This is a genomic window from Mesorhizobium hawassense, from assembly GCF_003289945.1.
In the GTDB taxonomy this organism is placed as follows: domain Bacteria; phylum Pseudomonadota; class Alphaproteobacteria; order Rhizobiales; family Rhizobiaceae; genus Mesorhizobium; species Mesorhizobium hawassense.
Genome location: NZ_QMBP01000003.1, coordinates 186138 through 207990 on the forward strand (window position 1 = coordinate 186138; position 21853 = coordinate 207990).

Here is a 21853-nt window from a genome sequence, read left to right on the forward strand (position 1 = left end):
CTTAAACCTAGAGCCGGCTGCCGTCAGGTAGAGAACGACCAGAACAGGCAGGCAAGCGTGACCGCGCCGAAGATGACGAAGAACAGGCTTCTGAGCAGGACGTTGCGGCGAAGCTCGTTCATGGTGAGATGCGCCGCGACGATCGCCGCGACGAACAAGAAACGCCAGTTGAAGAGCGCCCAAAGCACCTCATGCTGGCCGAAGGCCCATCTGGCAAGCAGCGAGCCGACAATCGTCGCGAAGAGCATGATCGTCGCCCAGAAGATCGCGTCGGCGGCATGGGTCAGCACGACGCCGGCGGCGCGGATGGGCAGGATCATAATCAGCATGGCGCCGAAAAAGTAGACGGCGGCGATGGCCAGGAAGGAGCCGGCATCCGCGATGCCGTCGAGACGCTTGACGCCATACGCGCCATAGGGATAGCCGTGCCTCGCCACGGCCAAGGACAGCGCCATCAGCAAGCCGCCCAAAACCGTGACCAGTGCGAATGTGCCGAGAGCCTTGCTCATGCCGTTTCCTGTCGAGACGAATCAACAGGAACGATTTTAGCCTACGGTCGTCCGACCTGCATCGAGGTCTAGCCGATCCTGTTACCGCTCTTCGGATCGAACAGATGCAGCGCCGCCGGATCGGCGGCAAGGCGGATGGCGTCACCCGGCTTCACGTTGCTGCGGCCCATGACGAAGACGCAGATCTGCTGGTTGGCCAGCCTGACATAGAACTGCGTCGAGAGACCAAGCGGCTCGACCACCTCGACCTCGGCTTTCAGCGACCCGTCATCGACCAACTTGATGTGCTCCGGCCGTAGTCCGATGGTCAGGTCATCTCCGTCGCTCAGCGGCAGGCCATCCGGCAGCCGCAGCTTCTGACCATCGGCGAGCACGGCGTCCACCTTGCCGCCCTTGGCGACTTTTGCCGGCAAGAAATTCATCCCCGGCGAGCCGATGAAGCCGGCAACGAAAGTGTTGGCCGGCCGATCGTAGAGCTTGAGCGGATGGCCGACCTGCTGCACATAACCGTCATGCATGACGACGATGCGGTCGGCCATGGTCATGGCCTCGACCTGATCGTGCGTGACATAGACCGACGTCGTCTTGAGCTGCTGATGCAGCGCCTTGATCTCGGCGCGCATATGCACGCGCAGCTTGGCGTCAAGGTTCGACAGCGGCTCGTCGAACAGGAACACCCTCGGGTCGCGTACGATGGCGCGCCCCATGGCGACGCGCTGGCGCTGGCCGCCGGAAAGCTGGCGCGGCAGACGGCCGAGGAAGTTGTCGAGGCCGAGACGCTTGGCCGCCGCACCCACCCTGCCGTCGATCGTCGTCTTCTCGGCCTTCTTCAGCATCAGGCTGAAGCCCATGTTGGAGGAGACATCCATATGCGGGTAGAGCGCGTAGGACTGGAACACCATGGCGATGTCGCGGTCCTTGGGCGCGACGTCGTTGACCAGGCGCTCGCCGATATGGATCTGGCCACCAGTGACCTCTTCGAGGCCGGCAATCATGCGTAAGAGCGTGGACTTGCCGCAGCCGGACGGGCCGACCAGAACGACGAACTCGCCATCGGCGATTTCGAGATCGACGCCGTGCAGGATGCGCAGCGCGCCGTAATCCTTCTCGACGTTTTGCAGCGTGACGGAAGCCATCTTTTATCCTTTGACCGCGCCGGCGGTGAGGCCGGTGACGAGATAGCGTTGCAGGAAGGCGAAGAAGACGCAGACCGGGATCAGCGCCAGGATGGAGGCGGCCATCATCTGCCCCCAGTCGACGGCGAATTTGCCGATGAAGGTGAGTAGGCCGACGGCGAAGGTCTTCTGCTCGTCGCTGGAGATCAGCATCAGCGCGAACAGCAATTCGCTCCAGGCGGCGGTGAAGACGAAGCCGAGCGTGGCGCCCATGCCGGGCAGAGTGAGCGGCACGATGACCCTGCGCATCGCTTGCGTGCGCGTGCAGCCGTCGATCATGGCCGCCTCCTCCAGGTCCTTCGGGATGCCGTCGAAGAAGGACTGCATCAGGAAAGTGGCGAAGGCGGTGTTGAAGGCCGTGTAGATTATGATCAGCCCGATCAGGCTATTGGTCAGGCCGAGATCGCCCATGATCCGGTAGATCGGCGGGATGACCATGACGAGCGGAAAGGTCTGGGTGAGCAGCAACAGGATCGCCAGCGTCGCCTTGCCGCGGAAGGTGAAGCGCGACATGGCGTAGCCGGCGAGCGTGGCGAGGACCGTCACCAGGGCCGCCGTCGACACCGAGACGATGACGCTGTTCAGGAAATAGCGCGGAAAGTCGGAGGCTTCGAGCACGGTGTCGAAGTTCTTCAGCGTCGTCTCCGACGGCCAGAAGGTGATGCCTTCGGAATAAAGCAGGCGCTCGGGCGTTACCGAGATCTTCAATGTCCAGAAGATCGGGAACAGCGCGAAGATCATATAGGCGGCGATTGCCGAGTAGAGCCCGATGCCGCCGACAATGCGTGAGGAGGTGGAGCGACCGGCGATCATCAGACGTGCCTCACCAGCGTGCGGCGGATGGCGATCAGTCCGATGGCATAGGCAATGAGCAGCACAAGGAGCAGCACCGCGACGGCCGAGGCATAACCCTTGTCGAGCGACTTGAAGGCGCTGACATAGATGTAGACCGGCACCGTGCTGGTGGAGCCCGCAGGCCCACCTTCGGTCATGACGAAGATCAGGTCGGCGAAGGTGGCGATCCAGATGGTGCGCAGCATGACGGTGATGACGATGGTCGGCGCCAGAAACGGCAGCGTCACCTTGGTGAAGCGCTGCCATGGCGAGGCGCCGTCGATGGCCGCGGCCTCATGCAGCTCGGACGGGATCGACTTCAGCGCGGCGAGCAGCGTGATGGCGAAGAAAGGGATGCCGAACCAGATGTTGGCGACGATCGGCCCCCACATGGCGGTGGCCGGATCGGAGAGCACATTGGTCGGTTCGGCCTTCAAGCCCAGCGCGAAGAGCCAGTGCGGCAGCGGTCCGATGATCGGGTTGAACAGCCAGGCCCAAGTGAGACCGGAGAGGAAGGATGGCACGGCCCAGGGCAGAAACACTACGGCCTGCACGACCTTGCGGCCGTGGAAGGGCTTGTCGAGGAGCAGCGCCAGGCCCAGCCCAAGGAAGAACTGGAAGAACAGGCTGGCCACCGTCCACCACAGCGTGTTGACCAGCGCCTGGCCGAGCACCTGGTCGGAGAACATCGCCTGGTATTGGGCAAGGCCGACATATTGCGACTTGAAGGCCGAGAATTTGCGAAAGGAATAGCTGATGCCGATGACCAGCGGCACCAACAGCACCAGGACCAGAAGCACGATAGCCGGCGAAAGATAGAGCCATGGCTCGATCGCGGCCTTGCTCAGCCGCCTCTTTTGCGGCCGGGCGGCGGATCGGATTTCGGACACTGCGTAGGTCATACGGTGCTCGCGTTGAAAGATGGGGGCGGCGTGGCAGCAGCGTCCTTCTCCCCATTCACGGGGAGAAGATGCCGGTTCACCCTCCGTAGCTGCAGCGCAGCTGCTGCGGAGGAGGGCAGGCAGATGAGGGGCGGCGCTGGCTTACGAAATGCTGGCGCTGCCCCTCATCCGGGCATTTCTGTACATGTCGTTATCCCAAAACCGCTTCGCACTTTTGGGCGACATGCATCGCGTGACACCTTCTCCCCGTGAAACGGGGAGAAGGAAAAGCCTGCGCTTACTTCTTGTTCTTAGCCAGCCAGGCCTGCTGCTCTTTCGTCAGGAACGCCGCCCATTCGTCGGCGACCTGCTTGGCCGGCTTCTGGCCGAGCAGGACTTCCTGGAAGTTCTTGATCGCCACCTGGTCGACGAAGTTGCCGAGGTTTTCCAGATGCGTCGGCGGCGTCACCATTTCATATTTGGAGCTGTCGCTGAGCTCGGTGAACCAGCCCTTGAACTGCTCGGTCTTGAAGTGGGCGTCCTGGTCGGCGCCGTTGTGGATCGGCACGACACCGACTTCCTTGGCCCATTCCAGATTGTCCTTGGGCGAAAGCAGCGTCGCCATCAGCTTCCAGGCCTCGTCCTTGTGCTGGGAATTGGCGAACATCGCCCAGCCGGCATAACCCAGCGTCGGATAGGATTTGCCGCTCGGGCCGACGGGCAGCGGCGCGACTGCAAAGTCGTCGGCGCTCATCTTGTCGGCGATGCCGAGCAGCGCGTCCGGATCCTGGTTGAGCATGGCGCAGGTGCCGGAATAGAAGCCCGTCACCGTTTCGTTGAAGCCCCAGCTCACGGCATCCTTCGGCGCCAGACCGTTCTTGTACATGTCGGCCAGCATCTGCAGGCCTTTCACCGAGCCCTCGTCATTGATGGTCGAGGTGCCGTCGTCGTTGAAGTAACCACCCTTGCCGGCGGCGATGTTCATGAACATGTGCATGCCGTTGAAGGCGCCGGGGCCGCCGCGCAGGCAGTAGCCGTATTTGCCGGGAATGGCCGAGATCTTCTTGGAATCCGCGACAAACTCGTCGAGCGTCGCGGGCGGGCCGTCGAGGCCGGCCTCCTTGAACAGCTTCTTGTTCCAGAACAGCGCGTTCACATAGTAGCCGTAGGGGATCATGAACTGGGTGTTGTTGACGGTCGAGCCGAACTGCTTGGCGCGATCGCCGAGGGTCTTGGCGTCGTCCCACTTGGCCATATACGGGCCGAGATCCTCGAGCTGGGCATTGTTGGCGTAAAGGCCCATCCAGCGTTCCGGCATCTCGACGACATCGGGCGTGTCGCCGGCCTGCACCATGGTGAGGAATTTTTCGAAGGCCTGGCCCCAGGGCAGCGAGACCACCTCCACCTTGATGCCGGGGTTGGAGCTCTCGAACTCGGCGATCTGCTTCTTCAGGAATTCGGTGCGCGGCGGGCTCGTGATGACCTCGACCAGCTTGATGGTGGTGTCGGCCAGCGCGCCGCTGGCGGAAATCGCCAGGCCGGCCACGGCGGCAAGCATGAAGGTCAGTCTTTTCATCTTCAGGACTCCCATTTTCGATCCATTTATTTTTTTGACTTGTCGAAGGCTTGGGCGATGTCGGCCCAGAGATCCTCGACATTTTCCAATCCGACATTGAAGCGGATGGTTCGGGGGCTGACGCCGAAGCGCGCCATCGAATTGATGCCCGGCGTCTGCTCGAGCGAGGCCTTTGCCGGCACGACCAGGCTTTCATGGCCGCCCCAGCTGACACCTATGCGGAACAGCTTCAGCGCATCGACGAAGGCCGGGATGTCGACATCCTCGGTGACCTCGAAGGAGAACAGCCCGGCATAGCCGGCAAGCGTCTTCTTGCCGGGATGGTTGGAGTAAGCGGGGTGGTTGACGCGCTCGACCTTGCCATGCGCCTTCAGCCGCTCGGCAATGGTGAGTCCGCTCTTCATGTGGTGCGGGAGTCTCAGCGGCAGCGTGCGCAGGCCGCGCAGCAGCAGCCAGCCTTCGAAGGGCGACAGCTTGCCGCCGAGCTGGGAATAGGTCTGCTCGTTGATGTGCTTGATGTGGGCGGCCGAACCCGCGACCACGCCGGCGACGGTGTCGCTGTGGCCGCTCAGATATTTCGAAGCCGAATGCAGCACCAGGTCGACGCCATGCGTGATCGGCTTCTGGAAGACGGGACTGGCCCAGGAATTGTCGATGGTGGTGACGATGCCCTGCTCTTTCGCCAGCCGCGTCAGATGCTCGAGGTCCTGCAGCTCGAACATCATCGAGGTCGGGCTTTCGAGGTAGAGCAGCTTGGCGCCGGGAATTGCAGCGGCAACCGCGTCGGGATCGGAGCCGTCGACATAGTCGACCTTGATGTTGAGGCGCGGGAACAGCCGCTCGAACAGCCGGTAGGCGTCGCCGTAGCAGTTGCGCACGGCTACCATGCGCTCGCCGGCGCCGACGAAGGCGAGCACCGTGGCGCTGATTGCCGCCATGCCGCTGGAAAAGCCGCGTGCAGCCTCGGCGCCTTCGAGCGCCGCCACGCGCGCCTCGAACTCCATCACCGTCGGATTGTCGCCGCGCGAGTAGATCGGCTGCTTTCTTCTGCCGGCAAAGGTGTCGGCCATGTCGGCGTAGTTGGCGAAGGTGAACAACGACGTCTGGTAAATCGGCGGCACCACAGCGCCTCCCGGGAACGGATCGTCATGCGCCAGAAGCGTCGCCGCCTCGCCGAGATAGTCGCTGGCCAGCGAAGCCGGATCGAAAGTGTTGGGCTGCTCGTTCATCTGCGGTCCGAAAGTTTGAGGTTGGCGGCACCGCGCTTCAGATCGTCCTCGACGGTGGCGATGAGCTTCAGCGCCTCGCGCCTAGCGCCGTCGGGGTCACGCGCGGCGATGCAATTGAAGATGGTGCGGTGGTAGGGGAAGCTGGCATGACCGAAATCGCGCACGCCGAGCGGATGTTCCCAGAAGCGGTGAAACATCTCGTACATGGCGGCGATGATCTGTTCGAACAGCGGATTTCCCGAGGCGCGGAAGATCGCCTGGTGGAATTCCCAATCCTCGTCCGAGGACATGCCGGCGCGGGTCTGGAAGGCCTCTTCCATGAGGTCGAGCTTGCGCTCGATCTCGGCGAGCTCGACCTTGCCGGCACGAATGGCGCAAAGTGCCGCCGCCTCCGCCTCCAGCGCGCGACGGATCTCCAGCGTGGACATCAGGCCGGCGAAATCATTGCCGCCGGCTAATGTCAGCGGCATGTGCAGCATGTCTGGCGAGACGGCCGCCTTGAGATAGGTACCCGAGCCCTGGCGTCGTTCGACGAGGCCGAGGCCCTCCCAGCGGGTCAGCGCCTCGCGCACCGTGTTGCGGCTGACCTTGAGGCGTTCGGCGAGAATGCGCTCGGTCGGCAGCTTTTCGCCGGGGCCCAGAGCCTCCTGCCGCACGAACCCCGCCAACGCCTTCAGCACCGCGTCATCGCGGGCCGTCGTCTGGATGGGGGGCAGGAAATCGGTCACGCCGGCCGCGCCTAAAGTGGTTCAATGGTCCAACCAATTTCTGCACAGGCGGAAAGATGAGTCAACAGTCGAAACGAAAGAAGTCGAGCGGCGCGATATCGGGCCGTTCGGTCCGATCCGGTCAGGCGCGGATGCGTGCTGGCGGGGCCGCCGGGCGCTGTTGGCGCCAGCGAGCGAACATTTCCTCACGCACCCGCCTGGAGCCCGCGAGCCGCTCCTTCGCCTCCGCCAGCACGGCCGGCGAAGCCTCGGCGGGCGTGCCGGAGCGGAAGGGAGGCGCCGGCGCATATTCGAGCGAGAGCTGCACGATTTCCGCTTCCGCCTGGCCGAGCAGCCTTGCGACGAGCGCCAGGCCGAAATCGATCCCCGAAGTGACGCCGCCGGCGGTGATCAGCTTGCCGTCCTCGACGATCCGCGCATCGACAGGGATCGCACCGAACTCTTCAAGGAAATCATGCGCATACCAGTGCGTGGTGGCGCGCTTTCCCTTCAGCAATCCGGCCGCGCCAAGCACAAGGGCGCCGCTGCACACGGACGTGATGTAGCGCGCCTGCGCCGCGCGCTCCCAGACGAAATCGAGAACCGCCTTGTCCTCCAGCAGCGCGTTGACGCCGCCGCCGCCCGGAATGCACAGCACGTCGAGAGGCGGGCAGTCTTCGAAGGTCGCCGTCGGCGTAAGGGACAGGCGCGTCGACGACGTCACCTGATTGCGGTCCTTCCAGATCAGTTCCACCTCGGCGCCCTTGACCGTTGCCATGACCTCATAAGGCCCGGTGAGGTCGAGCTGCTGGACGTTGGGGAAGACGAGAATGCCGAAACGAAGGGACATGGGAATCTCCGTGGGTTGACTGCTCGCAAGTTGACTTGGGGCAGTTGACTTGCGGCAATCTACGGCATCATGCTTTGGCACGATTGCCATTTACCCCTCGTTTCAGGCCAAACCCATGCGCCGTATCGAAATCCTCGCCTATCCCGACATCCAGCTCCTCGATGTCAGCGGACCGCTTCAGGTTTTCGCGAGCGCCAACGACTTCGGGACGCAGGCCGGCGAGCCGGCCGGCTATGAGCCCGTCGTCGTCGCCGCCTCGCCGCGCATCAGGACGTCGTCCGGTCTCGTGCTGGAGGCAGCAGCGCTGCCGGCGCAGGGACTTGAGGTCGACACAGTGATCGTGCCCGGCGGATGGGGCGTCAACGCGGCCTGCGAAGATGCCGAGCTGGTGGAGTGGATCGCCGGCCGCTCGCGCGACGCCACGCGAACGGCTTCCGTCTGCAGCGGCGCGATGCTGCTGGCGCAGGCCGGCCTGCTCGACGGCCGCCGCGCGGTTACCCATTGGGGCCGCTGCGCGGAATTCGCCAAGCGCTTCCCGGCGGTTCGGCTCGAACCCGACCCGATCTTCATTCGCGACGGCAATGTCTGGACCTCCGCCGGTGTGACGGCGGGCATCGACCTCGCGCTGTCCTTCGTCGAGGCCGACCTTGGCCGGCGCATGGCGCTGGCCGTGGCGCGCGAACTGGTCGTGTTCCTGAAACGCCCCGGCGGCCAGGCGCAGTTCAGCCAGACCCTCAAGCTGCAGGAAGGCGATGGGCGCTTCGACCAGCTGCATGGCTGGATCCTGGACAATCTGAGCGGCGACCTGACGCTGGAGCAGTTGGCCGAGCACGCCAACATGAGCCGGCGCAGTTTCTCGCGGCGCTATCAGGAGGCAACCGGGCGGACACCCGCCCGCGCCATCGAGGAGATCCGCATCGAAGCGGCGCGGCGGATGCTGGAGCGGGGGCAGACGGTCAGCCAGACGGCCCGGCGCTGCGGCTTCGGCTCCGAGGAAACGATGCGGCGCGGCTTCTTACGCGTCCTCGGCACCAACCCGCGCGACTACCGCGAGCGTTTCTGATCGCGACCGGCTGCGCCGTGCGCCGGCCATGGCTTGATGCGTATCACCCGGCGAAGCGCGGCTCCGGCACGCCGCGCACGCCGACGTCGAGCGCAAGCAGCGAGCCGGCCAGCGGCTGGCGCTCAAGGTCGGCCCCGCTGGAATCCCAGATGGCGGTGGTGACGTAGAGCGTCGCAAGATCCGGGCCGCCGAACATGCAGCTAGACGGGCGCTGCACCGGCAGTTCGACGATGCGGTCGATCGAGCCATCCGGCGCGTAGCGCACCAGCCGCCAGCCGTCCCATTGCGCATTCCACAGATAGCCATGCTCGTCGATCGTCGAGCCGTCCGGCGTTCCCGGCTGGTCGGCGGTCGAGGCGAAGAGCCGGCGATTGGCGATGGTCCCGGCCTCGTGATCATAGTCGTAGGCGTAGATCGCGTCGTCCGGTGTGTCGGCGAAATAGAAAATGCGGTTGTCGAGGCTCCAGACCAGCGAATTGGAGATGCAGATGCCGTCCTCCAGGCGCGTGACTTTCAAATCCGGATCGAGACGGTAGAGCGAGGCGCTGTGGTCCTTGAGGTTGTCGTCCATCGTGCCGGCCCAGAACCGGCCCTTGCGGTCGCATTTGCCGTCATTGAAACGGTTGGTGGGAATATGTGCCTCAGGCCTGGCGATCCAGTCGATCTTGCCGGTCTCCGGGTCAAAGAACGACAGCCCGCTTTCGAAGGCGCAAACCAGACCGCCCTTTTCGCGCAGTGCGAACGATCCAATGCGTTCAGGGAATTGCCATTCGCGAATAGCACCCGTGGCATGGTCGAAACGGCGCAGCCGCTTGTTCTCGATATCGACCCAATAGAGCGCCTGCTCCTCCACATCCCAGACCGGAACTTCGCCAAGCTTGTCGCGCGAGCGGAAGACCTCCGTAACGATGGTCATGTCGCCTCTTCCATCGCGCTGCGTGACAATGCCATGGAAATCTCGGCCCCCTGCCCCGGCGCCAGAACCGTCAGGCCACCCAGATCCGGCAGGTTATGGCCGTTGGCCGCGTGGCTCATCGGCTCGAAGCAGAAGAAATCCTCGCGATAGTTCGGATCGAATTTTCTGTCCGAAACGAAAACGAAATAGCGTGACAACGCCGGAGCGGTTTCGATGCCGAGCCGCATGCGCCGTTCGGGCCAGACAATCGAAGCGATGCCGTTCCAGTCTTCGAAGCCGTTGTTGACCCAATGGCGCGGCAGCTTGCTTGACCGGCTAAAATCCAGAATGTCGGCAATGGCGATGCGAGCGTCGGGAAGCCAGCCCGCCTTTTCCGTCCAGTAGCTCGTCGCCGGCGCCTCAAGCGTGGTTTCCGGCGTCAGCGGGAAGAAGGGGTGCCAGCCAAGCCCGAACGGCATCGGCCATTCGCCGAGATTGGTCACGCCGAGCGTTGCTCTCAGAGTTCTGTCTTCGCATTCGAAGCGTTGTGTTGCGCGGTAGCGGTACGCCTGCCCTTGGAATTCGAATGACAGCGACGCGCTGGTGTCGTCGTGGCCGTCCAACGCCCAGTCGCTCAGCCAGCCGTCGCCGTGCAGGTAGTGTTTGTCCCAAGGCGTATTCGGCGCCAGGCGATGCTCGATGCCCTCGAATTGAAACCGGTTGCCTTCGACCCGATTGCCAAACGGCACGAGCGGGAAACATCCGGTCTTCAACGGGTCGCGGTCCGGGCCTTCGGGCGGAGGGCGAAGCAGCGGCCGCCAGCCACCGCCAAGATCGGCGTCCACACGCCAGATGGTGCCGCCTTGCGTCGAGAGCACGCAGCGCAGGCGATCGCTGGCGATCTCGATATCGGCCATCGTCAGCCCTTGATGCCCGTCGCGGCGATGCCGCGCACGAAGTGGCGCTGCAGCGCCAGGAAGAAGATCGCCGTCGGCAGCGTGGCAACGACGGCGGAGGCCATCAGCACGCTCTGCTTCATCGACATGCCGGCGCCGCCGACCAGCGTCGCCAGTCCGACGGGAAGGGTGCGCGTCTCGTCGGAGTTGGTCGCGATCAGCGGCCAGAAGAAATTGTTCCAGCTGGCGACGAAGGTGAAGATCGCCACCGTGGCAAGGCCCGGCTTGGTCAGCGGCAAAAGGATGCGCCAGAAGAAGCCGAAACGGCTGCAGCCGTCCATGACGGCGGCATCCTCCAGTTCCCTCGGCACGGCCTGGAAGAACTGGGTCAGCAGGAAGACGCCGAAGGCGTTGGCCGAGGTCGGCACGGTCAGGCTGAAGATGCTGTCGACAAGGCCATAGCTGTTCAGGCCGAGGAACAACGGCACGAAGAGCAACTCGTAGGGCAAAAGGAAGGTCGCGAAGATCACGCCCATGATGACGCGGCGTCCAGGAAATTGCATGCGCGCCAGCGGATAGGCGGCCAGCGCGTCGACCGCAAGCGTCAGCACCGTAGTCAGGATGCCGACGACGGCCGAGTTGCGGAACCAGGTCAGCATCGGGAAGCGCTGGAACAGCGCACCATAGGCTTCGAGCGTCGGGTGATCCGGGATCCAGGCCGGCGGATAGGCGTAGATCTCGCTCTCGGGCTTTATGGAAGTAACCAGCATCCACAGGATCGGCGCGCCCCAGAGCGCGGTGACCACCACCATCAGCACATAGGCGAGCGAGCGGCCGCCGAGCGATCTTCCGGCACGGTTGGAGCGCTGATCCTGCATCAGATCGCCTTCATCAGCTTCATCTGGGCCAGCGAGAACACCAGTGTGATCAGGAGCAATACCACGCCTGCGGCAGCGGCCGGGCCCATCTCGAAATTCTGGAAGGCGGTGAGGTAGATGTACTGCACGATGACGAAGGTGCTCGCCTCCGGGCCGCCTTGCGTCATCACATAAGCCTGGCCGAAGACGCGCCAGCCATTGATGATGGTGAGCGCTGTGACCAGCGCCATGGCCGGCCGCAGCAAAGGCAACGTGATATAGACGAAGCGCTGCCACGGACCGGCGCCGTCGAGCGTGGCAGCATCGTGCAGCTCTTCCGGAATGTCCTGGAGTGCGGCCAGGAAGATGATCATGTTGGTGTTGACGGTCCACCAGATGGTCGTGATCGCCAGTGCCGGCATCGACCAATGCGGGTCCTTGAGCCAGGCGATCGGCTCGATGCCGATGGCGGTGAGGTAGTAGTTGACGAGGCCGGTGCCCTTGTCGAACAGCCAGCCCCAAAGGATGCCGACCGTCGAGACCATGACCACGTAGGGCAGGAACACCACCGTGCGCACGAAGGCGGTTCCCTTGAGCTTCTGGTCGAGCAGCATGGCAAGCGCGAGCCCCAGAACGACCATCGGGATCGCCGTCAGGAAGACGAAATAGAAGGTGTTCTTGATGGCGGTCAGGAACAGCGGATCGGCGAATATCTGCCGGTAATTGTCGAGGCCGATGAATTCCGGCGTGCCGAGGATGTCCCAGCGCATGAAGCTGATGCCGACGGCGGCGAGTGTCGGCAACAGCATGAAGGCGATGAACAGCGCCAGGTAGGGCGACAGGAAGAGATAAGCAGCAAGCGTCATGCCGCTGCGCACCGCGCCACCCTCCTGCGCGAATGCGCGGCGGGCCCTGGAACGGCCCGCCGGTTCTGTTGCCAGCGATGTCATCAGCCCTTCTTCAGCTGCGCGTCGAGACCTTCCTTCATTGCCTTCAACGCGTCAGGCACCGGCTTGGAGCCGCTGAGCGCGGCCTGCAGATTGGTGACCAGCGGCGTCGGCTTGTCGAAGGAGAAGACAGAGAGATATTGCGGGATCAGCGGCTCGTAGACGATGTTCGGGAGGTCGTCGACGAAGGACTTGAAATATTTGTACTGCTCGGTGCCGGTGAAGGCGGCGCTTTCGCGCACCGCCTTGCTCTGCGGGATGATGCCGACGGTGGTGGCGGGCGCGGCGAAATTGTCGAAGAACCATTTCATGAAGGTGCCGTCGGCGGCGAGCTTGTCGTCGCTTTTCTGCTTCGAAACCGCCATGCAGTGCGAGTTCGCCCACACCGCCGGCTTTGCGCCGAAAACGGGAAGCTGCGCGGTCATGAAATTCATCTTCTGCGCCATGCGCAGATTGACCTCCCAGGGGCCGATGAACTTCATCGCCACCTGCTTCGAAGCGAAGGCGTCCTCGCCCTTGTTGCCGCCGACTTCCGGGTTGGTCACGCCATGCACGTTGATCAGGTCGACGAGGTATTGGAGCGCCTTTTGCGAGGCGTCGCTGTCGACCGCGGCAAGGCCCTTGTCGTCGAGGAAAGTGCCGCCGAACTGGTACATCAGACTGAACCAGATCCAGCGCGCCGTCGCCCAGGTGTTCGGCAATTCGAAGCCATAGCGGGTGACCTTGCCGCTGCCGTCCTTGACGGTGAGCTTCTTTGCCCATTCGAGGAATTCCTCGCCGGTCTTCGGCGGCTTCGACGGATCGAGCCCCGCCTCCTGCACCATGTCGACATTGTAGTAGAAACCGAGCGGGTGCACGTCGAGCGGCGCGGCATAGACCTTGCCGTCGAAGGTCACGCCGGTTCGGCCGGCGTCCGGAACCTGCGACAGGTCGAGGCCGGACGAAGCGACGACATCGTCAATCGGACGGATGACTTTTCGCGTCGCGAATTCCGGCAGCTCGGTAATGTGGAAGAGCACCAGGTCCGGCGCGCGGCCGCCGGCCGAGGAGACCACCCATTTGGAAAACAGCGTATCCCAGTCATAGCCGGTCGGCTCGACCGCGACGCCCTTGCCGCCCTTGTTGAAGGTGTCGATGACGCCGTTCAGCGCCGTGGTGTTGTCGGCGCCGGTCCAGCCATGCCAGAGCGTGACCTTCTGGTCCTGTGCGAACGCGATGCGCGGCAACGAACCGGCCAGCGCGGCGCCCGCGCCAAGCGCGAGCGCCTGGCGACGTGTCAGCAGGGATTTTGCGAAGACATCATTTGCCATTGTTTCCTCCGATTCATGGCTTGTTTCAGGGGTGGTGAAGCACGCTCAGACCGCCATCCGCGACGAGGCAGGCGGCGTTGATGAAGGGGCATTCGTCGGAGACGAGAAATACCGCGGCCATGGCGATCTCTTCCGGCGTGGCGATCCGCCCGCCCGGGTGCAGCGCCAACGTCTTGGCGCGTGCAGCCTCCGGGTCTTCGAAACTGTTCCAGTAATCGATGACCTTCTGCGTGGCGACGTAGCCAGGCGCGAGCGCATTCACGCGGATATTGTTGCCGGCATATTCGATCGCCAGCGACCTGGTCAGGCCGAGCAGCGCGTGCTTGGCGACGGGATAGGGAAAGGTGTGCGGGATGATGGTGAAAGCGTGCGTCGAGGCGATGTTGAGGATCACCCCGCCACCTTGCCCGATCATGCCAGGGAGTGCGGCCCTGGCGCAGTGCCAGGCGCCTTTCACGTTGACCTCGAGATTGCGCGTCCAGTCGTCCTCGGAGGCGTCGAGCGGCGTCGAAAAGACATTCATGCCGGCATTGTTGATGACGGCGTTGACCGGTCCGATGGCTTTCGCGGCCGCCGTCATCGCGGCGTCGATGGCCTTAGCGTCGGCGATGTCGGCCGCCGCATGCGCGACGTTGCCCAAGCGCGCGGCGCTTTCGGCGAGCAGGCCAGCGTCGCGGTCGACCAGGAACAGCTCGGCCTTCTCGCGCAGGCAGGCCTCGGCAATGGCGTAGCCGATGCCTTGCGCGGCGCCGGTGAGGAAGATGCGTTTTCCCTGGAGCCGTGCCATCAGCGCCGCCCTAGAGCCGAGGAGCGCAGATTGTCGAGCAGGACCGCCAGAAGCAGGATCACGCCGCGCACGATGTATTGGTAGAAGGCCGGGATGTTGAGCAGGTTCATCGCATTCTCGGCGATGCCCATGATGAGCACGCCGACGATGACGCCCGACATCGTCGCGCGACCGCCGGCAAGCGAGACGCCGCCGAGTACGCAGGCCGAGATCACCGAGAGTTCTAGCCCGACCGCGGCGTTGGGCTGGCCGGAGGTGATGCGTGAGGCAAGCAGGATGCCGGCGATGCCGCACACCACGCCCTGCAGCGTGAAAATCCAGATGCGCGTCCTGTCGACATTGACGCCGGCGAGGCGCGAGGCTTCCGGATTGCCGCCGATGGCCAGCGTGTTCTTGCCGAAGACGGTGCTGTTGAGCACGAAGCCGAAAATGGCGAAGAGCACCGCCAGCACCCAGACCGGCGTCGGGATGCCGAGCAGTTTCGACAAAGCCAGCTGGTAGAAATCCGGGCTGTTGATGCCGACGGCGCGGCCGTCCGACGAGATCAGCGCAAAACCGCGCACGATCTGCATCGTGGCCAAGGTGGTGATCAGGGCGTTGATGCGGAACTTGGCAATGACGACGCCGTTGACCCAGCCGACGACAGCGCCACAGGCGATGGCCGCGATCAGGCCGAGCGGGATCGAGGCGGTGTAGTTGGACGCCATCACCGCGACCATGCCGGCAAAGGCGACGATCGAGCCGACCGACAGGTCGAAGTCGCGCGCCGCAAGACAGAACATCATGGTGCAGGCGACGATGCCGACGGTGACCACCGACTGCAGCAGGCCGAGCATGTTGCGGTCGGTCAGGAAGTTCGGCACGAGCAGCGACACCAGCGCGAAGGCGACGATGAAGATGACGACGAGGCCTTGTTCGCCGAGCAGGAGTTTTTTCAGCTGATCGGTCATGCAAATCCTCAGGAGGCGATCGCGTCGGGGGTTTTCTTGTCGGGAAGCGCCGCAGCCAGGATCGCCTTTTCAGCGAACTGGCCGCGCGTGAGCTCGGCGCTGATGCGCCCGCCGCACATGACCAGGATGCGGTCGCAGATGCCCATCACTTCCGGCAGCTCGGAGGAAACGACGACGATCGCCATGCCGCCCTCGGCAAGCTGATAGAGCAGCTCGTAGATCTCCGACTTGGCGCCGACATCGATGCCGCGCGTCGGTTCGTCGACGATCAGCACGCGTATGCCCTGCTCCGACAGCCAGCGGCCGAGGATGACCTTTTGCTGGTTGCCGCCGGACAGGTTGACGATGTCCTGCCTGCGCGACGGCGTGCGCACCTTGAGCTTCTTGATGAAGGTCTCGGCGGTCGCGATCTCGCTGGCGCGGTTCAGAACGCCGAAGCGGGTGTGATGGCGCCTGGACGAGATGTTGATATTCTCCTCGATCGAGCGGCCCTGGATGATGCCGTCATGCTTGCGGTCCTCCGAGCAGAGCACGATGCCGGCCCGGATCGCCTCATGCGGGCTGGCGGCGGCAATTGTCTTGCCGTCGACGGCGATCGTGCCGCCCGAACGCGGGTCGGCGCCGAAGACCAGCCGCATCAGCTCCGAGCGGCCGGCGCCGATCAGGCCGAAGAAGCCGACGATCTCGCCGGCGCGAGCTTCGAAGCTCGCCGGCGTCCGCAGCCTCGCGCCGCTCAGCCCATCGACCTTGAGCCGTACCTCGCCAGTTTTTCTTGGGCGAAAACCCCAGATGTCGGAAATCTCGCGGCCGACCATTTCGGCGACGACCTGGTCGCGCGTCACATCTTTCAGCGATGTGTGATGCGCGGCGAGCTTGCCGTCGCGCAGCACCGTCAGGCTGTCGCAGAGCCGGAACACCTCGTCGAGGCGGTGCGATACATAGATGATCACCTTGCCTTCGCCGCGCAGCCGGTCGATCAGCGCGAACAGGATCTCGCTTTCGCGCGAGGACAGCGACGAGGTCGGCTCGTCGAGCGCGATGACGCGGGCGTCGAGCATCACCGCCTTGGCGATCTCGACCATCTGGCGTTCGCCGATCGACAGCGTCTTGACCTTGCGGCGCATGTCGATGTCGATGCCGGCCGATTTCAGCTTGGCGCCGACATCGTCGAGCATGCGGCGGCGGGCGATGACGCCTCCGCTCGCCGGAAAACGGCCAAGGCTGAGATTCTCGGCGACGGTCAGCTCGGGCACCAACTGCAATTCCTGATGGATGACGATGACGCCGTTGTCGAAAGCGTTCCTGGTCGAGGCATAGGCCTGGACCTTGCCGTCGATGCTTATTTCGCCGGCATCGGCATGCTGGTCGCCGGAGAGGATCTTGATGAGGGTGGATTTGCCGGCGCCATTCTCGCCCATCAGCCCGTGCACGGCGCCCTTTTCGACGCGGAACGACACATCCGACAGGGCTTTGACGCCCGGATAGGTCTTGGTGATGTTGGAGAATTCGAGAAAGGACACCGGCCTCGATCCTTCTTGAGCATGCCAAACGGGCGGCGGTCCGCGCCGCCGCCCGTTTGTACAGGGAGGACTATTCGATGCCGAGGTCCTTGCGCACCTTCTGGTAGTCGTCGCGCTTGGCCAGCGCCCCGGCGGTCAGCGTCAGCTTGGCCGGCTCCTTGTTGTTGGCGATCCAGTCATACATGTTGAGCGCCGTCTCGTAGCCGTGACGCTTGGGCGAGATGATGACCGTGCCGACGAAGCCGGTCGCGGCCGGCTTCTTGAACTCGTTGATCGCCGATTCCGCGCCGCCGATGCCGACGCCGATCATGCCGTCGGCCGGAATGCCGACGCTTTCGGAAGCGCGCACGGCGCCCAGCACCGCCTCGTCATTGAGGCCGAAGGCGATCCACTTCTTGATGTCAGCATGGGCGTTGAGCACTACGGTGGCGGCGTTGAGTGCGGCTTCGGTGTCGGTCTTGGCCTGGGGAGCGTCGAAGATGTCTCCAGCCTTGAAGCCGGCGGCCTTCAGCACCGAGATCGCGCCTTCGACACGGTCTACGGCGGTCGGCAGCTGGTCGTAGGAAACGCGGATCGCGCCAACCTCATCCATCTTCCAGCCGCGCGCCTTCATCTCGTCGAGGATGGCTTGACCGACGGCCTCGCCGATCTTGGTGGCGGAGATGCCCATATGCGGCACGTCTTCCAGCGGCTTGCCGTCGGCGCCGACGAGGCGGTCGTCCACCGTCATCAGCTTGAGATTGTTCGCGGCGGCCTTGGCGACGATGCCCGGGCCGAGCTTCACGTCCGGCGTGCAGACGACGAACCCTTGAGCGCCTTGAGCGCCAAGATTGTCGATCGCCGACATCAGCTTCTCACCGTCCTCGGCGCCGATCTTGACGAGCGAAAAACCCTTTTCCTTGGCGGCCTGGTCGGCGAACTTCCATTCGTCCTGGAACCACGGCTCTTCCGGCTGTTTGACGATGAAGCCTATCTTGGTGTCCTGCGCATAGGCGGACGCGATGGTCGTGGCGGACAAAACGGCGAGAGCACCCGCGACGAGCGCGGTTTTCAAAAGTCGCATGATTACCTCCCAGTGAACGGCCGAGTGCAGGCTCGGGTTCGCAAGGTGTAATCAGTTTTATCATACTCGTCAATTGATCTGGTATGATAAATGATATAGATGGTGTGATCAGTAGTCGCTGGCGCAAATCACTCGCATCCGCTAAGGCCGGACCAAGTGCGCGCAAACCGAAGGGTTCGCTGCCTTGGAGGAGGGGCTGAGGTGAACGAAACACCGAAGAAGGCTGACGAGGACAAGGAAGCGCGCGAGACCACGCGCCGTCCGCGCGTCATGCCGGATGTGACCAAGGCGATCGCCTCCGATATTTTTTCCGGCCGCTATCCGGCGGGATCGTCGCTGCCGACCGAGAACGATCTCGGCATCGAATATGGCGTCAGCCGCACCGTCATCCGCGAAGCGCTGAAGGTGCTGGCGGCCAAGGGGCTGGTGCTGTCCCGGCCACGCGTCGGCACGGTGGTGTGCGACCAGGACAACTGGAACATCATCGACCCGCAGGTGCTGGCCTGGCACGCGCCGCACGCGCTGGACGACAAGCTGTTCGACGCGATCCTCGAAACCCGCCGCGCCATCGAGCCGCTGGTGGCGGAACTCGCGGCGACGCGGGCGACGCTGCAGGAGATCGCCGACCTCGAGGTGGCCTGGCAAGGCATGGCCGGCGCCGGCGAGGACCTGACGCAGTTCTCGCGTTCCGACATCGTCTTCCACCAGATCGTCTATGGCGCGAGCCACAACCCGATCTTCCGCCAGATCGGCAAGCTGATCGACACGGCGCTTTTGTTTTCGCTGGAAGCCACGGCGACGATTTCCCCGGTCAGGCGCAGGGAAGCCGCGGCCGCGCATGGCGAGGTGGTCGAGGCGTTGCGCATGCGCGACGCGACCGCCGCGCGCAATGCCGCCAGCAAGATCCTCGATCTGGCCGCGCGCGACCTGACCAGCGCCAAGAAACTGAAAAACAACTGAGACTGAACGCCCGCATGAAAATCACCGCCTTGACCACCTACATCGTTCCGCCGCGCTGGCTCTTCCTCAAGATCGAGACCGATGCCGGCATCAGCGGCTGGGGCGAGCCGGTGATCGAAGGCAAGGCGCTGACGGTCGAAGCGGCGGTCAAGGAACTGGCCGACTACCTGATCGGCAAGGATCCGCGCCTGATCGAGGATCATTGGACGGTGATGCATCGCGGCGGCTTCTACCGCGGCGGGCCGATCCTGATGAGCGCTATCGCCGGCATCGACCAGGCGCTGTGGGACATCAAGGGCAAGGCGCTCGGCGTGCCGGTGCATGAACTGCTCGGCGGCAGGCTGCGCGAGACGATCAAGGTCTATTCCTGGATCGGCGGCGACCGGCCGGCGGAAGTGGCGGCGGGCGCCAGGGAAGTGGTGGCGCGCGGCTTCCAGGCGCTCAAGATGAACGGCACCGGGGAGCTGCAGATCGTCGACAGCCACGACAGGATCGATGCCGCGGTCGAGCGGGTCGCCATGGTGCGCGAGGCGGTCGGTCCCAATATCGGCATTGCCGTCGATTTCCATGGCCGCGTGCACCGGCCGATGGCGCGCATCCTGGTCAAGGAACTGGAGCCCTACCGGCTGATGTTCATCGAGGAGCCGGTGCTGAGCGAAAACCGCGAGGCGCTGAAGGAGATCGCGGCGCTCGGCTCGACGCCGATCGCGCTCGGCGAACGGCTCTACAGCCGCTGGGACTTCAAGTCGGTGTTCGAGGAGGCGGTCGTCGACATCATTCAACCCGACCTGTCGCATGCCGGCGGCATCACCGAATGCCGCAAGATCGCCGCGATGGCGGAAGCCTATGACGTGGCGGTGGCGCCGCACTGCCCGCTCGGCCCGATCGCGCTTGCCGCGTGCCTGCAGCTCGATGCCGTGAGCTACAACTGCTTCATCCAGGAGCAGAGCCTGGGCATCCACTACAATGCCGGCAACGACTTGCTCGACTACGCCGCCAACAAGGACGTGTTCCGCTACCAGGATGGCTATGTCGCCATTCCCGACGGTCCGGGCCTGGGCGTCGAGATCGACGAGGATTATGTGAAGGAGCGCGCCAAGGAAGGGCACCGCTGGCGCAATCCGATCTGGCGCCACAAGGACGGCTCGTTCGCCGAGTGGTAAGTGGACGCCGAGTGGTAAGCCGAATTTTTCGCCAAGCGATGGTTTATAGGGCTACCGCCGCAGGCGTGATCGCGGCGAGACCGACTTCGGTCAGCGCGTAGATGCCGCGCTCGGCACGAGCGAACCAGCCATAGTAACTATTTTGCAGGATGCTCGCCGCGCGCGGTGAAAGGGCTTTGAGGTCACGCGGCCGCTTCGGGCCGTCGGCCATGGCGGCGGCGCAGGCCAGCGCCTCCTGCCGATAGGCGGTCATGATCGGCTTCCTGCGCGTGCTGCCGCCGATGGACGGATCGCCCTTGCGGCGATGATGCTCCTCGACCAGGCGCGAGCGCCGCCGCGGGTCGCGGCGCGGCGGCAAGGCGACGGGACTGAGCAGCAGCTCCACCTCACCCTTCTTGCCGACACCCAACAGGCCAAAGCCGAGGCGGCGGCACAGCGCGCGAAAACGGCGGTCGTGCTCGCGGCCCTTGCCGCGCGCCGACATATAGGCGGCCAGCCAGACTTCGTCGCAGGCCGCGGCGCGGTCGACGGCCTGGAGAACCAGCTCGAGATTGAACTGGAGCTTCAGTTCGCAGATGACGACCACCGGCGGCTCGCCGGCGCGCACGCCGACCACGTCGCAGCCGCCGATCTCGCCCTTGACGGCGAAATCCATGCTCTCGAGGAACCGCTTCACCGGCTCGTAGAGGGACGTTTCCTGCATGGCCAAGGCATAGCCGATTCGTGGTTGGCCAGCCCATCCCAACAATCAGGGTGGTAGTTGTCTGGAGCTATATCCGCTTGCGCAGCGATGCCTGATAGACCAGCGACGACCAGCTGTTGCTGGAAGCCAGATGGCAGTAGATCAACGCGAGCGCTCCGGATTTCCTGAGATCGAGGAAGGCTTCGTCGCCGAGCTTGTTGAGCGCCTGCTCGTCGATCACCTGGAAATCGGTGAGGTTCAACACCTCGCCGCCTTCCAGCGTCACCTTGCTCTGGCGCGGCGCGAACAGGCCGTGCGCGTCGATTTTCTCGACGATGGCGCGGGTGGCGTTGAAATCGTTCTGGAACTGGCTGCAGAAGGCGAGCGCCTGCTTGGTCGCTTCGGTCGGCTCGGTGCCGTTGAAGAACGGCGCCAGCTTGCCGCCATCGTCGCGGAACGGCGCCACGAGCTGGTCGACGACGCGTTCGCTGGCGCGGTCGACGCAGAGCGTCAACCGGCCGGACGCCGCCGACTCATCGGCAAGGATGAAGGGATAGCGCCGCACATAGGCCGGAATATAGTGCGGCTCGGTCCAGCGGCCGTCGGCGTCGACGAACAGGTTCTCGTTCTGGCGCACGCCGGTGATGATCACCGGCGCCTTGGCCGGGCCGATGAAGACGATCGGATAGGAGCGCATCGCGCCCGGCATTTCCGACGCCGCTATGGGAATCGCATGCGCCGACCGGGCGAAGCCGAAATCGGCCCGCGCGATCAGACCGAGCGAGCCATGGCGTATCGGGTTGAGCGCCTCGGGCTTCAAGTAGAACAACGGCAGCCCATTGCTGGCGGCGCTTGCCGCCGACGCCATGTCGTTCCTGGCTTCAGCCATGTTTCGCATCCTCCCACGGTGCTTCAAAAGCCATGAATGGCTTGGCTTACAACGGGTTTAGGCCAGCGCGGGGGCTGGCGCAACGGCTGGAGCGGCGGGCGTCCGACAGA

The 21853-nt window shown here is 64.1% G+C and carries 22 protein-coding genes; 3 read left to right on the top strand and 19 right to left on the bottom strand.

Features of this window, described 5'->3' with window-relative positions:
- Positions 1–23: 23 nt before the first annotated feature.
- The 8 genes from DPM33_RS08220 to DPM33_RS08255 form a co-directional block, all read right to left on the bottom strand.
- Complete coding sequence (locus DPM33_RS08220) at positions 24–509, bottom strand: hypothetical protein (protein WP_112096918.1); 486 nt, start codon at positions 507–509, stop codon at positions 24–26.
- A 68-nt stretch (positions 510–577) separates the two neighbouring features.
- Positions 578–1645, bottom strand: coding sequence for an ABC transporter ATP-binding protein (locus tag DPM33_RS08225; protein ID WP_112096919.1), 1068 nt, complete (start codon positions 1643–1645; stop codon positions 578–580).
- A gap of 3 nt (positions 1646–1648) precedes the next feature.
- Entirely contained in the window at positions 1649–2497 is an 849-nt protein-coding gene (locus tag DPM33_RS08230; protein ID WP_112096920.1) for a carbohydrate ABC transporter permease, read from the bottom strand.
- Positions 2497–3420, bottom strand: coding sequence for a carbohydrate ABC transporter permease (locus DPM33_RS08235; RefSeq protein WP_112096921.1), 924 nt, complete (start codon positions 3418–3420; stop codon positions 2497–2499). Before DPM33_RS08235 ends, DPM33_RS08230 begins: the two co-directional genes overlap by 1 nt.
- Before the next feature lie 277 nt (positions 3421–3697).
- The gene (locus DPM33_RS08240; protein WP_112096922.1) at positions 3698–4975 is read right to left on the bottom strand and encodes an ABC transporter substrate-binding protein; all 1278 of its coding nucleotides are present in this window, start codon (positions 4973–4975) and stop codon (positions 3698–3700) included.
- 26 nt (positions 4976–5001) lie between these two features.
- A complete protein-coding gene (locus tag DPM33_RS08245; RefSeq protein ID WP_112096923.1) occupies positions 5002–6204 on the bottom strand; it encodes a PLP-dependent transferase in 1203 nt (400 codons plus the stop codon).
- Positions 6201–6932, bottom strand: a complete 732-nt coding sequence (locus DPM33_RS08250) for a FadR/GntR family transcriptional regulator (protein ID WP_112096924.1) — start codon at positions 6930–6932, stop codon at positions 6201–6203. Before DPM33_RS08250 ends, DPM33_RS08245 begins: the two co-directional genes overlap by 4 nt.
- A gap of 121 nt (positions 6933–7053) precedes the next feature.
- Positions 7054–7761, bottom strand: a complete 708-nt coding sequence (locus DPM33_RS08255) for a DJ-1/PfpI family protein (protein ID WP_112096925.1) — start codon at positions 7759–7761, stop codon at positions 7054–7056.
- Positions 7762–7876: 115 nt separating this feature from the next.
- Between DPM33_RS08255 and DPM33_RS08260 the strand changes: the two genes are divergently transcribed.
- Positions 7877–8824: a GlxA family transcriptional regulator gene (locus tag DPM33_RS08260; RefSeq protein ID WP_112096926.1), complete on the top strand. Its 948-nt coding sequence runs from the start codon at positions 7877–7879 to the stop codon at positions 8822–8824.
- A 43-nt stretch (positions 8825–8867) separates the two neighbouring features.
- On the opposite strand, the gene DPM33_RS08265 is transcribed toward DPM33_RS08260, so the two are convergent.
- The 9 genes from DPM33_RS08265 to DPM33_RS08305 form a co-directional block, all read right to left on the bottom strand.
- Positions 8868–9740 carry an SMP-30/gluconolactonase/LRE family protein gene (locus tag DPM33_RS08265; protein ID WP_112096927.1) on the bottom strand — a complete coding sequence of 291 codons (873 nt, stop codon included), beginning with the start codon at positions 9738–9740 and terminating at the stop codon, positions 8868–8870.
- On the bottom strand, positions 9737–10636 hold the full coding sequence (locus DPM33_RS08270; RefSeq protein WP_112096928.1) for an aldose 1-epimerase: 900 nt from the start codon (positions 10634–10636) through the stop codon (positions 9737–9739). Before DPM33_RS08270 ends, DPM33_RS08265 begins: the two co-directional genes overlap by 4 nt.
- A gap of 2 nt (positions 10637–10638) precedes the next feature.
- The gene (locus DPM33_RS08275; protein ID WP_112096929.1) at positions 10639–11493 is read right to left on the bottom strand and encodes a carbohydrate ABC transporter permease; all 855 of its coding nucleotides are present in this window, start codon (positions 11491–11493) and stop codon (positions 10639–10641) included.
- On the bottom strand, positions 11493–12422 hold the full coding sequence (locus tag DPM33_RS08280; RefSeq protein WP_112096930.1) for a carbohydrate ABC transporter permease: 930 nt from the start codon (positions 12420–12422) through the stop codon (positions 11493–11495). Before DPM33_RS08280 ends, DPM33_RS08275 begins: the two co-directional genes overlap by 1 nt.
- Positions 12422–13729, bottom strand: a complete 1308-nt coding sequence (locus DPM33_RS08285) for an ABC transporter substrate-binding protein (protein WP_112096931.1) — start codon at positions 13727–13729, stop codon at positions 12422–12424. The genes DPM33_RS08280 and DPM33_RS08285 overlap by 1 nt, the downstream gene beginning before the upstream one ends.
- Before the next feature lie 25 nt (positions 13730–13754).
- Positions 13755–14519: an SDR family oxidoreductase gene (locus tag DPM33_RS08290; protein ID WP_112097273.1), complete on the bottom strand. Its 765-nt coding sequence runs from the start codon at positions 14517–14519 to the stop codon at positions 13755–13757.
- Entirely contained in the window at positions 14516–15466 is a 951-nt protein-coding gene (gene araH, locus DPM33_RS08295) for an L-arabinose ABC transporter permease AraH (RefSeq protein ID WP_112096932.1), read from the bottom strand. The genes DPM33_RS08290 and araH overlap by 4 nt, the downstream gene beginning before the upstream one ends.
- 8 nt (positions 15467–15474) lie before the next feature.
- Entirely contained in the window at positions 15475–16986 is a 1512-nt protein-coding gene (araG, locus tag DPM33_RS08300) for an L-arabinose ABC transporter ATP-binding protein AraG (RefSeq protein ID WP_112096933.1), read from the bottom strand.
- Positions 16987–17056: 70 nt separating this feature from the next.
- Positions 17057–18049, bottom strand: a complete 993-nt coding sequence (locus DPM33_RS08305) for an arabinose ABC transporter substrate-binding protein (RefSeq protein ID WP_112096934.1) — start codon at positions 18047–18049, stop codon at positions 17057–17059.
- 270 nt (positions 18050–18319) lie between these two features.
- Here DPM33_RS08305 and DPM33_RS08310 point away from each other — a divergent pair, with 270 nt between their 5' ends.
- Both DPM33_RS08310 and dgoD read left to right on the top strand, forming a co-directional pair.
- Positions 18320–19009 (top strand): FadR/GntR family transcriptional regulator, encoded by a 690-nt coding sequence (locus DPM33_RS08310; RefSeq protein ID WP_112097274.1) that lies wholly within the window; start codon positions 18320–18322, stop codon positions 19007–19009.
- 14 nt (positions 19010–19023) lie between these two features.
- Positions 19024–20172 (top strand): galactonate dehydratase, encoded by a 1149-nt coding sequence (gene dgoD / locus DPM33_RS08315; protein WP_112096935.1) that lies wholly within the window; start codon positions 19024–19026, stop codon positions 20170–20172.
- A 43-nt stretch (positions 20173–20215) separates the two neighbouring features.
- Here dgoD and DPM33_RS08320 read toward each other — a convergent pair whose 3' ends face one another.
- Positions 20216–20875, bottom strand: coding sequence for a DUF2161 family putative PD-(D/E)XK-type phosphodiesterase (locus DPM33_RS08320; RefSeq protein WP_112096936.1), 660 nt, complete (start codon positions 20873–20875; stop codon positions 20216–20218).
- 67 nt (positions 20876–20942) lie between these two features.
- Positions 20943–21743, bottom strand: a complete 801-nt coding sequence (locus tag DPM33_RS08325) for a SapC family protein (RefSeq protein ID WP_112096937.1) — start codon at positions 21741–21743, stop codon at positions 20943–20945.
- Positions 21744–21853 lie beyond the last annotated feature (110 nt).